Here is a 13,727-nt window from a genome sequence, read left to right on the forward strand (position 1 = left end):
GGCGGTTATGCGGGGTATTTCTGGAATGGGCGAGGACTGTCCGAGCGAGTGACACGAGCGAGTTCCGCAGCCCATGGAAGGAATACCCCGCGTGACCGGCGTTAGCAGCACATACAACACAGAAACAAAACACTAACGCCCCAGATAAACCTCAATCACCCGCGGATCCGCCTGCACGGTAGCCAAATCGCCCTCAGCCAGCACAGAGCCTTCACACAGCACAGTGACCTTGCCGCCCAGTGCCTCGACGAAGGCCATGTCGTGCTCGACCACCATCAGCGAGTGCTTGCCTGCGAGGCTGACGAAGAGCTCCGCAGTACGCTCGGTTTCATCGTCAGTCATGCCGGCAACCGGCTCGTCCAGCAACAGCAGGCGCGGCTCCTGCATCAACAGCATGCCGATCTCCAGCCACTGCTTCTGACCGTGCGAGAGCAGGCCGGCGCTGCGGTCGGCCTCCTTGTCCAGACGGATCTGCTTCAGCACATCGCTGATGCGGTCGCGCTCATCGTCGAACAGACTCGCGAACAGGCTGCGGCGCACGCGCTTGTCCGCCTTCATTGCCAGTTCGAGGTTCTCGAACGCGGTGTGCTTCTCGAAAATCGTTGGTTTCTGGAATTTCCGGCCAATACCGGCGTGTGCGATCTGCGGCTCGGTCATGCGCGTCAGGTCGATGGTCTGGCCAAAGAACGCCTTGCCCTCGTCCGGCCGCGTCTTGCCGGTGATCACATCCATCATCGTGGTCTTGCCCGCGCCATTGGGGCCGATGATGCAGCGCAGTTCGCCGGCATCGATGGTCAGCGAGAGCTTGTTCAGCGCCCGAAAGCCATCGAAGCTGACCGTGATGTCGTCCAGATACAGGATGACGTTGTGCGAAAGATCGAGCTCGCCGGTCACCAGGTGACTGGTCGTTGCCTCGCTCTCCCATTGCTCGCGAAGGTTGCCTGCGTTGGCCGTGGCTTCGTTTGCGGCGCGCTCGATATCGGTGATCGGCATCATGCCCTTGCTCCCTTGGCTGAGGAATTGGCCGGCGTGGTGTGATCGGTTTCAGTCTGCGGGCGGACGGCCGCTTCACTCGCCACCGCGCTGTCCGGCCCTTTTTGTGCGCGCAGCTTGCGCCACAAGCCGACAACGCCATCCGGCAGGTAGAGCGTGACTGCGATGAAGAGGAAACCGAGGAAGAACGGCCAGTACTCCGGAACGGTGACGGTGAAGTAGCTCTTGGCCAGATTGACGATGCCGGCGCCAAGCACTGCACCGATCAGCGTGCCGCGCCCGCCCACGGCCACCCAGACTGCCAGCTCGATGGAGTTGGCCGGGCTCATCTCCGACGGGTTGATGATGCCGACCTGCGGCACGTACAGCGCGCCGGCCAGGCCGCACAGCACGGCCGACAGCGTCCAGATGAAGAGCTTGTAGTGCAACGGGTTGTAGCCGATGAACATGACGCGGGATTCGGCATCGCGAATCGCGGTGAGCACACGCCCGAAGCGCGAGCTCACCAGGTAGCGACCGAGGATCAGGCAGGCGACCAGCAGCGCCGCCGACAACGCAAACAGTGTGACGCGCATTTCCGGGGAGGTGATGCTGTAGCCGAGGATGCGCTTGAAGTCGGTAAAGCCGTTGTTGCCACCAAAGCCGGTTTCGTTGCGGAAGAACAGCAGCATCGCCGCGTAGGTGAGCGCCTGGGTGATGATGGAGAAATACACCCCCTTGATGCGCGAGCGGAAGGCAAAGTAGCCAAAGATGAAGGCGACCACGCCGGGCAACGCCATGGCAAGGAAGATGGCCCACAGAAAGGAATCCGAACCGGCCCAGTACCAGGGCAGTTCCTTCCAGTCGAGAAAGACCATGAAGTCGGGCAGATCGGAGCCGTAACTGCCGTCGCGACCGATCTGCCGCATCAGGTACATGCCGAAGGCGTAACCGCCGAGGGCGAAGAACAGCCCGTGACCGAGGCTGAGGATGCCCGCATACCCCCAGATCAGGTCCATCGCCACGGCAACCACCATGTAGCACAGGATCTTGCCGAGCAGGCTGATGGTATAGGCCGAGAGATGCAGCGGACTCGATTCGGGCAGCATCAGGTGAGCGGCCGGAATACCGATCCAGGTGATGGCGGCGAAGATCGCGAGCGCAATCCAGCCAGTTCTCGGCATGCTCTGGATCAGTCTTACGGTAAATGGGGTGCGCATTTTTGGCGCCTCCTTGGTTGCCTTGATTCGTTGTTGCCCGACGGGCAGTGCCTGCGATTCGCGATGCATGGGGTATTCGTTCTGCAGGCTGCGGAACTCACCTTCGCTGCGCTCGGCTCGGACAGTCCTCGCCTGCGCCACGAACACCCCACCCATCGCTGGTCCGTTCAGGCCTTTTTAGTCAGTGATGCCCCACTGCCAGAGCCAGTCGGGTGTGTTTGTGCAAGGGCGAGGACTGTCCGAGCGAGTGACACGAGCGAGTTCCGCAGCCCTGGAGCAAACACATCCAACTGGCTCACTCGTGGCACCGCACCAGAATCAGCTATCCGCAAACCGCCCCTTCAGAGCAAAGATCCCCTGCGGCCGCTTCTGGATGAAGATGATGATGAACACCAGCACCAGAATCTTCGCGATCACCGCGCCCGCCCAGCCTTCGAGGAATTTGGCCACGATGCCCAGACCAAGCGCCGCCCACACTGCACCGGCCAGCTGGCCGACACCGCCCAGCACCACCACCATGAAGGCATCGACGATGTAGCCCGTGCCCATGGCCGGCCCCACGTTGGCAATCTGCGACAGGGCCAAGCCACCGAGACCGGCCACGCCCGAACCGATGGCAAAGGCCAGCGTATCGACACGTGCGGTCGGCACCCCGACACAACCCGCCATCGGACGGTTCTGGGTCACTGCGCGGACGAACATGCCGAGCCGGGTCTTCTGCATCATCAGCCAGATCAGCACCAGCACGAAGCCGGCAAAACCGATGATCACGATACGGTTGAACGGCAGCACCACACCGGCTGCGAGCTCAATCCCGCCCGACATCCAGCTCGGGTTGGCCAGCTCAAGGTTCTGCGGCCCGAAGATCACGCGTGCAGCCTGAATCAGCACCAGCGACAGGCCCCAGGTCGCGAGCAGACTCTCCAGCGGGCGGCCATACAGGTGGCGCAGCACCAGGCGCTCCATCGCGATGCCTACCAGTGCAGCGGCGAAGAAGGCAGCGGGGACGGCCGCGACCACGTACCAGTCGACATAGGCTGGAAAATAATTGCGAAACAGCCCCTGCACCATGAAGGTGGCGTAAGCACCGACCATCAGCAGTTCGCCATGGGCCATGTTGATGATGCCCATCACGCCGTAGGTGATGGCGAGGCCCAGCGCGGCAAGCAGCAGGATGGAGCCCAGCGACAAACCGGAGAACACGGTACCGATGGTTTGCGCCGTGGCGATACGACCATCGATTGCGCTGATCGCGGACTCGGCCGCGGCACGGACCCTGGCGTCGGGCTCCACCCAGGTGGCCTGCTTGCCCTCACCTTGCTTCTCGAGCAGCGCGGCAAGCATGTTCTTGACGGCCGGGTCGGACGATTCGCCGAGGGCCTCGACCGCCTTCAGGCGCTTGGCCGCATCGGCAGAACTCAGGTTGATACGGGCAGCGGCGCGGCTGATCACACTGCGTACGGCCTCATCCTGTTCGCTGGCGAGAGTACGCTCGAACAGCGGCAACAGTGCTTCGCTGGCGTTCTCGATCAGCACGTTGGCGCTCGCCAGACGCGTTGCTGCATCGGGCGAAACCAGCTCGAACGCAGCGTTCGCGGTGGCGATCGAGCGCCGCACGCGGTTATTCACGGTGATGGCATCGACATCGGCGAGGGCGATTTCGAGGGCTTCACCGCTGGCGGCATCGCGCACGGTCTCACCATCGAGAATCACGACCTTGTCAGCTGCCACGCCCAGATTGCCGGCCTCAAGCGCGTTCACCACACGGCGGGCATCCTCGCTGCCATCCACGCCAAGTGCTTCAATCGCACTGATGCGGCTGGAAAAGTCACCGGCAAAGCCGGCGACCAGCGCAGGATCGAGCGCGGCGCGGGCGGGACTGGAGAGGGCGGCAAGGGTGGCGAAGAGCAGCGCGAGCCGCATCAGCAATCGGTTCATTGCAGGCTCCATCGGATCATCCGCCCGAACAGGGCGAAGTCGGAACAATCAATTACGGCCGGGCCAAGGTGAGCCCCCTGGCCGGAAAACACGGCTCCGGGCACATCCCCGGAGCACAGCCCGGCGCGACACATGCGCACCGGGCACCGGCAAGCGTCAGATGACGATCGCCGGTCCTTTCATCAAAGCCCCTGCTTGCCTTCGTTGCCCGCAATGAACGGGCTCCAGGGCTGGGCCCGGATCGGCGACTTCGTCTTCCACACCACGTCGAACTGACCGTCGGCGCGCACTTCACCGATGTAGACCGGCTTGTGCAGGTGATGGTTGGTCTTGTCCATGGTCAGGGTGAAGCCCGACGGTGCCTTGAAGGTCTGGCCGCCAAGCGCAGCGATCACCTTGTCGGTATCGGTGCTCTTGGCCTTCTCGACCGCCTGCTTCCACATGTAGATACCGACGTAGGTCGCTTCCATCGGGTCGTTGGTGACCACGGTGTCGGCGTTCGGCACACCGTTCTTCTTCGCCCAGGCCTTGTACTTGGAGATGAAGGAATCGTTCTCGGGGTTCTTCACCGTCATGAAGTAGTTCCAGGCGGCAAGGTGACCGACCAGCGGCTTGGTATCGACGCCGCGCAGCTCTTCTTCACCCACCGAGAACGCCACCACCGGCACGTCCGTCGCCTTCAGGCCGGCGTTGCCCAGTTCCTTGTAGAAGGGCACGTTGGAGTCGCCGTTGATGGTCGAGATGACCGCCGTCTTCTTGCCTTCGGACGCGAACTTCTTGATGTTGGCGATGATGGTCTGGTAGTCGGAATGGCCGAAGGGCGTGTAGTCCTCCATGATGTCCGACTCGGCCACGCCCTTGCTCTTGAGGAAGGCGCGCAGGATCTTGTTGGTCGTGCGCGGATACACGTAGTCGGTGCCGAGCAGCACGAAACGCTTGGCCGAGCCGCCCTCTTCGCTCATCAGGTATTCCACGGCGGGAATGGCCTGCTGGTTGGGGGCAGCACCGGTGTAGAACACGTTCTTCTCAAGCTCTTCGCCTTCGTACTGCACCGGGTAGAAGAGCAGACCATTGAGCTCCTTGAACACCGGGTTCACCGACTTGCGGCTCACCGACGTCCAGCAGCCGAACACTGCGGCCACCTTGTCCTGCGCCACGAGCTGACGGGCCTTCTCGGCGAACAGCGGCCAGTTGGAAGCGGGGTCGACCACCACAGGCTCGAGCATCTTGCCCATCACGCCGCCCTTGGCGTTGATCTCTTCGATCGTCATCAGCGCAACGTTCTTCAGCGCCGTCTCGGAAATGGCCATCGTGCCCGAGAGCGAGTGCAGGATGCCGACCTTGATGGTGTCGGCTGCATGTGCGCCAATCGGCGCGCCGATCGCTGCGATGGAAGCGGAAAGGGCCAGTGCCTTGATGAAGCTGCGACGAGTCTGCATGTGGGTCTCCCAGTAATCGGTAGTAGGAGCGCATTGCTGCGCTGCAATGCCAGATTAGGGATTCACCGCTGGAACAGGAATACGCAAGATTGCGTAGGAGGGGCAGGACCGTGCCTTACGAATACCCCACCAGACGCCCGAGCAGCAGCACCACCAGCCAGCCCAGCAGCGAAACGAGCGCTGCGAAGCGCACCCGCCCGGGCAGCTTAGGCGGTGCGGTTTCCGAACGCAGCAAGGCATCGAGCCCGATCGTGCGCAGGGCCAGTGCATTGGCCGTCGCCACACCCACGATCATTATCTTTGCCAGAAAAAGGGGGGACGCAGCGTACTCGGTGGCTCGCGCGATGAACATCAGCCCCCCGGCGCCCGCGGCGAGCATCAGCCCGAATGCTGCGGTACGCGTCAGCACGTGCCACAGCGGCGCCAGAGGCAGCGCGCGCCAAGCGCCGAGCAAGCGCAGGTCGAGCGGGACGATGGCACCGACGAGCAATGCCACCCCGAGGACATGGGCTGCGTTGACCAGCGGATAGACCCACACCGAGGCCCGCAGCGAGCGCGCAAGCACCGCCCCCTCGAGAGCAAGCAGCCAGCTGTCGATCATGGGCGCAGCTCAAGCCTCAGGACTTGCGGTCGGGGTAGAGGTTGTAGCTCTTGCCATCAATGATGATGCGTTCAGCCTTCATCACGCGCTGCTCAGGGTTGGACGAACGGTGACCATGCACCGTGATGACGCGGCCAACACCGAGCATCTCGTCGCTAAGGCCGGCGCGCTCGTTGCGCCACGGCTGTCCGACTTCAACCACCCAGCTTTCATCCTTGACGGCGACATTCAACTCCCCGTGCGGGTTGCCCAGACGCGCCTTGGTGATCGTGCCGGTCAGCTCGAACTCCATGTCCGTCGCCCACGCCCAGCCGTGATGCGCGAGTGAGGCCTGAGCCACGAACATGCCAATGACCAGCACCAGCCCGGCCAGCCACACCTGAGATTTCGCGAACGTTTTCATCTCCACACCTCCTCGTCGATCCGTCCATGGAAGACTGCTCAGGCCACACACCGGCGCAAGCGCTGCCTTGTCTGAATCAGCATGGACAACGAGAAACGGAAAAAGCGCCCGTCGTCCGCAAGTTTTCCGCCCGGTGACGCCATGAATCCGTGCCTTGTGTGCCGGGGCCTTTCCTCAGGCCAAGGCGGCAGGGACGACTTTTCGGGGAAGACGGACAGGATGGCACACAGAGTGCGCAGCCCGTAAAAACCACTATTTAATAATGGTTATTTTGACCCCGGTCAAAATCGCAGACATTCCGCAGCAGTAGCATTCGTCGCGTTTCAGTTCTGCTGTCACTACTAGGGAGTAAAGATGAAAAAGAATATCGCCGTCGGGATCCTCGCTGCCGCTTGTGTCCTGTCCTCGGGTGTCGCTTTTGCAGACGAAAGCGGCTTCATGGTTCGCGCCCGTGCCGTGTCCCTGGACTGGGACAACAACAATGGCGACAACCTTCAGCATGTCGGCGTTGGCAAGGTTGAAGCCGACAACCGCTGGATCCCCGAAGTCGACATCAGCTACTTCTTCACCAAGAACATCGCTGCAGAACTGGTCCTGACCTACCCGCAGGAAGTCGACATCAAGACTTCCGCGCTCGGCAAGATCGGCAGCGTCGATGCCCTGCCGCCGTCACTCCTCGTTCAGTACCATTTCACCGAACTCGGCGCCTTCAAGCCCTATGTTGGTCTGGGTGTGAACTTCACCATGTTCACCGACCGCAGCTTCGACACCGCGCTGGGCAAGGTCTCGGTGGACGCCAACACGGTGGGCCTGGTCGCCCAGGTCGGCGCCGATTACATGCTGAACAAGAACTGGTCTCTGAACATCGATGCCAAGTACATCCAGATGGAAACCGACGTCAAACTCAATGGCGGCAAGATCGGTAAGCTCGGGTTGAACCCCCTGACCCTCGGCATCGGCGTCGGCTACCGCTTCTGACCTTGCTGCAAGGTCCCGCTTTCAAGGCACCTCCGGGTGCCTTTTCTGTTTGCGTCGTGCGCAGCATGCGCGCCAGTTCGGGTCTCATACCGGGGGCACCGTATAATCCGGTATGAACTCGACTCCTGACATCCCCGAAGACGGCGCATCGCCTGACACACCCGTCTCTGCTGCGCCTGCATTCGCCGAACTCGCCCTCGCGCCCGAAGTCCTGGCCAACCTTAACCAGCTCGGCTACCTCACGATGACGCCAATCCAGGCTGCGGCGCTGCCGCTGGCGCTGGGCGGGCACGATCTCATCGCACAGGCCAAGACCGGCAGCGGCAAGACGGCCACCTTCGCCCTCCCGCTGCTGGGCAAGCTCAATGCGCGCAGCACGCGGGTTCAGGCCATGGTGCTGTGCCCCACGCGCGAACTGGCCGATCAGGTCGCCAAGGAGATCCGGCGCCTGGCGCGCGCGGCCGAGAACATCAAGGTGCTGACCTTGTGCGGCGGCTCGCCGATCCGGCCACAGATCAACAGCCTGGAGCACGGCGCGCATGTCGTTGTCGGCACGCCGGGGCGCTTGCTCGACCACCTGCAGCGCGACACGCTCAGGCTCGAAGCCCTCAACACCCTGGTGCTGGACGAGGCTGACCGCATGCTGGACATGGGCTTCTTCGACGACATCGTTGCCGTCGCGGACGCCTGCCCGCCGCACCGCCAGACCCTGCTGTTCTCCGCCACCTACCCGGACGGAATTGCACGCCTTGCGGCACGCTTCCTGCGCCAGCCAAAGACGGTCAAGCTCGAGGAGCAGCACGACAGCGGCAAGATCCGCCAGCGCTTCTACGAAGTCGAGCATGAACAGCGCCTTGAAGGCGTGGTGAAGCTGTTGCAGCACTACCGCCCGGTCAGCACCCTGGCCTTCTGCAACACCCGCCAGCAGTGTCGCGACCTGCTCGAGGTGCTGCAATCGCATGGCATCCACGCCCTTGCCCTGCACGGCGAGCTGGACCAGCGCGAGCGTGACCAGGTACTGGTGCAGTTCGCCAACCGCAGCTGTTCGGTGCTGGTCGCCACCGACGTCGCCGCCCGTGGCCTGGATATCGCCGGACTGGAAGCGGTGATCAACGTCGACGTCACCCCCGACCCGGAGATCCATGTGCACCGTATCGGCCGCACCGGACGTGCAGACGAGAACGGCTGGGCGCTGAGCCTGGCCAGTCGCGCCGATCAGCGCCGCATCGCCGCCATCGCGGAGGCGCAGAAGTTCGAGCCGGAATGGCACAGGCTCGACGAGCTCGAAACGACCAGTGACGCCCCCTTGCTGCCGCCGATGGCAACCCTGCAGATCCTCGGCGGGCGCAAGGACAAGATCAGGCCCGGCGACGTGCTCGGCGCGCTCACCGGCGAAGCCGGCTTCACCCGCGAACAGGTCGGAAAGATTCAGGTCACGGATGCTTACACCTATGTGGCGGTAGCCCGGGATATCGTGTCACTGGCCGTCCGCAAACTGGCAGACGGCAAGATCAAGGGCAAGAAGGTCAAAGTCAGGTCGCTGTAAGCTCCTCGAACACCCCCGGAGCACCCAGATTCGAACCTCGCCCACAGAGGAGAAACGCATGACAAATCGACTTTTCAAGGGTCGCCTGCTGGCCACACTCGCGCTCGGACTGCTACTGAGTGCGCCCAGCTTTGCCGAAAAGCCGGAATGGAGCGGTAAGGACAAGGGTAAGGACAGGCACGAACAGCGCGACAAAGGCAGCAAGGCTCACACCGAGTCGAGATCGCAATATCGCGATGACAGGCGAGACGACCGACGGGATGATCGCAGGTATGACGTTCATGAGCGCTCGGGCAGCTATCGGTTCAGGGACCACGACCATGATCGCGTCGTGATCCAGAACTACTACCGCCAGACTTATTCAAGCGCCCGCTGCCCGCCCGGCCTGAGCAAGAAAGGGAACGGCTGCATGCCCCCCGGGCTGGCCAGGAAATGGTCGAAGGGACGCCCGCTGCCACGCGACGTCGTCTATTACGACCTGCCGCCAGCCATCGTGGTCGAAATCGGCGCGCCACCGGCGGGCCATCGCTACGTGCGCGTTGCAGCCGACATCCTGCTGATCGCGATCGGTACCGGCATGGTGGTGGATGCGATCGAGGATCTGCGCTGGTAAGTCCGCTGCCGGAACGCCGTACCCGATCTAGGGTGCAGGCGTTTCCGGGCCGGCCGACCACAGCGGCTGGCCACCCGCATCCAGATGACAGAGGTACACCCTCAGGTCGAACTCAAGCTGGTGATAGGCCGGCTCCATGTGCGCGCACAACTGGTAGAAGGCCTTGTCATGGTCCTTCTCCTTCAGGTGCGCGAGTTCGTGCACCACGATCATGCGCAGGAACTCCGGCGGCATGTCGCGAAACACGCTGGCGATGCGGATCTCGCGCTTGGCCTTGAGCTTGCCCCCTTGTACCCGCGAGATGCTGGTGTGAGTACCGAGCGCGTGGCGCACGACATGCAGCTTGTTGTCGTAGTTCACCCGCGACAGGGGTGCGGCCTTGCGCATGAAGTCCGCCTTGAGCCCGGCCACATAGTCGTAGAGCGCGTTATCGGTACGCACCGCATGCGCCTCCGGGTAGCGCTGCGCCAGCACATCCGCCAGCCGGCCCTGCTCCATGAGCTGACGAACCTGGGCAAGGAGGGCTTCGGGATAGCCGCTGAGGTATTTCATCGTTTCGCTCCCCGCACTCAGGCGGCCTGCACAACTTCGTCCGCGACCTCGTCCCCGGCCTCTTCGCCGAGGAAGCCGCCGCTCTGGTGCGACCACAGCCGCGCATACAGTCCGCCCTGCGCCATAAGGCTGCGATGGTCGCCTTCCTCGACGATGCGCCCCTTGTCGAGCACGACCAGACGGTCCATCGCGGCGATGGTCGACAGCCGGTGCGCAATCGCCACCACCGTCTTGCCCTCCATCAGGCGGTACAGACTGGCCTGGATCGCCACCTCCACTTCCGAGTCGAGTGCGCTCGTGGCCTCGTCCAGCAGCAGGATGGGCGCATCCTTGAGCATGACACGCGCAATCGCGATGCGCTGACGCTGACCGCCCGAGAGCTTCACCCCGCGCTCGCCGACATGCGCATCGTAGCCGGTGCGCCCGTGAGGATCGGTCAGGGTCTGAATGAAGTCATGGGCCTCGGCGCGCCTGGCCGCCGCGATCATGTCTTCATCCGTCGCATCCGGACGCCCGTACAGGATGTTGTCGCGCACCGAGCGATGCAGCAGCGAGGTGTCCTGCGTCACCATCCCGACCTGGGCGCGCAGGCTGTCCTGGGTCACCTGCGCAATGTCCTGCCCGTCGATGAGGATGCGCCCCTGCTCGACATCGTAAAAACGCAGCAGCAGATTGACGATGGTGGATTTGCCCGCACCCGAACGCCCGACCAGTCCGATCTTCTCGCCGTGGCGGATCACCAGGGTCATGTCGTCGATCACCCGCCGAGCCTGGGGGCCGGTCGCACCGTAGGCAAAGCTCAGCTGCTCGAAACGGATCTCGCCACGGCTGACCTTGAGCGGCTGCGCATCCGGGCGGTCCACAACCTGATGAGGCCGGGCCAGGGTGTTGATGCCGTCCTGCACCGTGCCCACATGCTCGAACAGGGACGCCATCTCCCACATGATCCAGTGCGACATGCCATTCAGCCGCAGCGCCATCGCGGTTGCGGCTGCCACCGCACCGACACCCACCGCACCCTGCGTCCACAGCCACAGCGCAACACCTGCCGTGCTCATGATCAGGCCCATGCTCAGGGTATGGTTGACCACCTCGATACTGCTCACCAGCCGCATCTGCGCATGCACGGTGTGCAGAAACTCCTGCATCGCGCCACGCGCATGCGTGGCTTCGCGCCCGGCGTGGGAGAACAGCTTCACCGTCGCGATGTTGGTGTACGCATCGGTGATACGGCCGGTCATCAGCGAGCGCGCGTCCGCCTGCGAACGCGAAACCTTCGACAGGCGCGGCACGAACCACCACAGGGACAGCAGATAGCAGCCCAGCCAGCCGATGAAGGGCAGCAGCAGCCAGCTGTCGAAGCCCCCCACCACGACGATCATGGTGACGAAGTAGATCGTGACGAACACCAGGATGTCGGTGAGGATCAGGATGGTGTCGCGCACCGCGAGTGCGGTCTGCATCACCTTGGCCGCAACCCGCCCGGCAAACTCGTCCTGATAGAAGGCCATGCTCTGGGCCAGCATCATGCGGTGGAAATTCCAGCGCAGCCGCATCGGAAAATTACCCGCCAGGGTCTGGTGCTTGAGCATGGTCTGCAAGGCCACCAGCACGATGCTTCCGCCGATGATCCCCGCAAGCAGGAGGACAGTGCTCCCCTCTTCGGCCCACAGGCTTGCCGGCTCCACTTTTGCCAGCCAGTCCACCACCCGCCCGAGCATCGCAAACAGCAGGGCTTCGAAGGCGCCGATGGTGGCCGTGAGCAGCGTCATGCCGGCAATGAAGGGGCGCAGACCGGTGGTGCCGGCCCACAGGAAGACGAAAAAGCCGCGCGGTGGCGAGGAGGGTGCGGCCTCGGGATAGGGGTTGACCAGATTTTCAAACAGACGAAACACGCAAGGACTCTCCATGAACACCGGCGCACTCTCGAGGCCGCCGGTCAGTCGACAAGCGGTATACCAGAAGATGCCCTGCGGACCTGATGCAGGATGAAAACAGCGACGACGGATCCGGCATCCGCATTCATGCCCGCGCAGAATTTGGTACTGTATGAACAAGACAGTCAGCGGCGACCAATCCGCTGCACATACAGGAGAGACGGGCATGAGCGAGTACGACTATCTGGTGATCGGCGGCGGCAGCGGCGGTGTCGCCACTGCGAGACGGGCGGCGGAATATGGCGCACGCGTGCTGCTGATCGAAGGCGGTCGCCTCGGTGGCACCTGCGTGAACGTGGGCTGCGTGCCGAAAAAGGTCATGTGGTACGCCGGCGGCATCGCGCAGACCCTGGCAGATGCACCCGGCTACGGTTTCACCGTTGGCCAGACCTCATTCGACTGGGCCACGCTGAAGCATTCGCGTGACGCCTACATCGACCGCCTCAACGGCATCTACGCCAACATGCTGGAAAAAGCCGGTGTCAGCCTGGTGCGCGGCTTCGCACGCTTTGTCGATGGCCGCACCGTTGAGGTCAATGGTCAGCACTACAGCGCCGAACACATCGTCATCGCCACGGGCGGACGGCCCTCGGTACCGGAGATTCCGGGCGCCGTCCTAGGCATCACCTCGGACGGTTTCTTCACCCTCGACCATCTGCCCGCCCGGGTTGCGGTGGTCGGCGGCGGCTATATTGCGGTCGAGCTCGCGGGGGTGCTCAATGCGCTCGGCAGCAAGGTCACCATGCTGGTGCGCGGCGAGCAGCTGTTGCGGCCCTTTGACGCGATGGTGCGTGAAGAGCTGATGACGCAGATGAAGGACGATGGCGTGAACATCCTGACCAGCACCCAGGCACGTTCCGTCAAGCGCACCCAGAGCGGCGCGTTGCGCGTTGAATGCGATCAGCTCGACCTCGAGGTCGATACCCTGATCTGGGCCATCGGCCGCGAGGCCAATACCGACCGGCTCGACCTTGCCAACGCGGGCATTACCGCCGAGGCCGGCGGCGTGATCGTCACCGACCCCTTCCAGAACACGTCCACATCGGGCATCTATGCCATTGGCGACATCACCGGCCGCGCCGAACTGACGCCGGTGGCCATCGCCGCAGGACGCAAGCTCGCTGCCCGACTGTTCAAGGGTGAAGCCGACGCCAGGCTCGACTACGACAACATTCCGACAGTGACCTTCAGCCATCCGCCGATCGGCACCATCGGCCTCACCGAGGACGAGGCGCGCAAGCAACACAAAACGGTCAGCGTCTACACCACCCGCTTCACTGGCATGTACAACGCGATGACCGAGCACAAACCCAAAACCGCGATGAAGCTGGTGTGCGCCGGCGCAGAGGAGCGCGTGGTCGGCTGCCACATCATCGGCGAAGGCGCGGATGAGATGCTGCAGGGCTTCGCCGTGGCGATCAAGATGGGCGCCACCAAGGCCGACTTCGATTCCACCGTGGCCATCCACCCGACCAGCGCGGAAGAGCTGGTGACGATGCGCTGACCCCCGTGCCGCTCAAGGGTGCGC

12 protein-coding genes are annotated in these 13,727 nt (G+C 63.3%); 4 read left to right on the top strand and 8 right to left on the bottom strand.

Annotated features, from left to right (window positions below; all coding sequences use genetic code 11):
- Positions 1 to 132 precede the first annotated feature (132 nt).
- The 6 genes from urtD to CEW83_RS13650 form a co-directional block, all read right to left on the bottom strand.
- Positions 133 to 996: an urea ABC transporter ATP-binding protein UrtD gene (gene urtD, locus CEW83_RS13625; protein WP_108949835.1), complete on the bottom strand. Its 864-nt coding sequence runs from the start codon at positions 994 to 996 to the stop codon at positions 133 to 135.
- The gene (urtC, locus tag CEW83_RS13630) at positions 993 to 2,192 is read right to left on the bottom strand and encodes an urea ABC transporter permease subunit UrtC (protein WP_234418822.1); all 1,200 of its coding nucleotides are present in this window, start codon (positions 2,190 to 2,192) and stop codon (positions 993 to 995) included. Before urtC ends, urtD begins: the two co-directional genes overlap by 4 nt.
- Positions 2,193 to 2,510: 318 nt before the next feature.
- A complete protein-coding gene (gene urtB, locus CEW83_RS13635; protein WP_234418823.1) occupies positions 2,511 to 4,130 on the bottom strand; it encodes an urea ABC transporter permease subunit UrtB in 1,620 nt (539 codons plus the stop codon).
- Between the two features lie 182 nt (positions 4,131 to 4,312).
- The gene (gene urtA, locus CEW83_RS13640; protein ID WP_108949837.1) at positions 4,313 to 5,569 is read right to left on the bottom strand and encodes an urea ABC transporter substrate-binding protein; all 1,257 of its coding nucleotides are present in this window, start codon (positions 5,567 to 5,569) and stop codon (positions 4,313 to 4,315) included.
- A 115-nt stretch (positions 5,570 to 5,684) separates the two neighbouring features.
- Entirely contained in the window at positions 5,685 to 6,170 is a 486-nt protein-coding gene (locus tag CEW83_RS13645; protein ID WP_108949838.1) for a hypothetical protein, read from the bottom strand.
- A gap of 16 nt (positions 6,171 to 6,186) precedes the next feature.
- A complete protein-coding gene (locus tag CEW83_RS13650) occupies positions 6,187 to 6,573 on the bottom strand; it encodes a DUF6152 family protein (RefSeq protein WP_234418824.1) in 387 nt (128 codons plus the stop codon).
- A gap of 354 nt (positions 6,574 to 6,927) precedes the next feature.
- Here CEW83_RS13650 and CEW83_RS13655 point away from each other — a divergent pair, with 354 nt between their 5' ends.
- From CEW83_RS13655 to CEW83_RS13665, 3 genes are all read left to right on the top strand, one after another.
- Positions 6,928 to 7,551: an OmpW/AlkL family protein gene (locus CEW83_RS13655; protein WP_108949839.1), complete on the top strand. Its 624-nt coding sequence runs from the start codon at positions 6,928 to 6,930 to the stop codon at positions 7,549 to 7,551.
- 112 nt (positions 7,552 to 7,663) lie between these two features.
- Entirely contained in the window at positions 7,664 to 9,097 is a 1,434-nt protein-coding gene (dbpA, locus tag CEW83_RS13660) for an ATP-dependent RNA helicase DbpA (RefSeq protein WP_108949840.1), read from the top strand.
- A 58-nt stretch (positions 9,098 to 9,155) separates the two neighbouring features.
- Positions 9,156 to 9,710, top strand: coding sequence for an RcnB family protein (locus CEW83_RS13665; protein WP_108949841.1), 555 nt, complete (start codon positions 9,156 to 9,158; stop codon positions 9,708 to 9,710).
- Positions 9,711 to 9,737: 27 nt separating this feature from the next.
- On the opposite strand, the gene CEW83_RS13670 is transcribed toward CEW83_RS13665, so the two are convergent.
- Positions 9,738 to 10,262: a M48 family metallopeptidase gene (locus CEW83_RS13670; protein ID WP_108949842.1), complete on the bottom strand. Its 525-nt coding sequence runs from the start codon at positions 10,260 to 10,262 to the stop codon at positions 9,738 to 9,740.
- A 17-nt stretch (positions 10,263 to 10,279) separates the two neighbouring features.
- Positions 10,280 to 12,157 (bottom strand): ABC transporter ATP-binding protein, encoded by a 1,878-nt coding sequence (locus CEW83_RS13675; RefSeq protein WP_199915116.1) that lies wholly within the window; start codon positions 12,155 to 12,157, stop codon positions 10,280 to 10,282.
- A 208-nt stretch (positions 12,158 to 12,365) separates the two neighbouring features.
- Between CEW83_RS13675 and gorA the strand changes: the two genes are divergently transcribed.
- Positions 12,366 to 13,703, top strand: coding sequence for a glutathione-disulfide reductase (gene gorA / locus CEW83_RS13680; RefSeq protein WP_108949844.1), 1,338 nt, complete (start codon positions 12,366 to 12,368; stop codon positions 13,701 to 13,703).
- The last annotated feature ends 24 nt before the right edge of the window (positions 13,704 to 13,727 follow it).

The sequence above is a fragment of the Parazoarcus communis genome, assembly GCF_003111645.1.
Taxonomy (GTDB): Bacteria; Pseudomonadota; Gammaproteobacteria; order Burkholderiales; family Rhodocyclaceae; genus Parazoarcus; species Parazoarcus communis_A.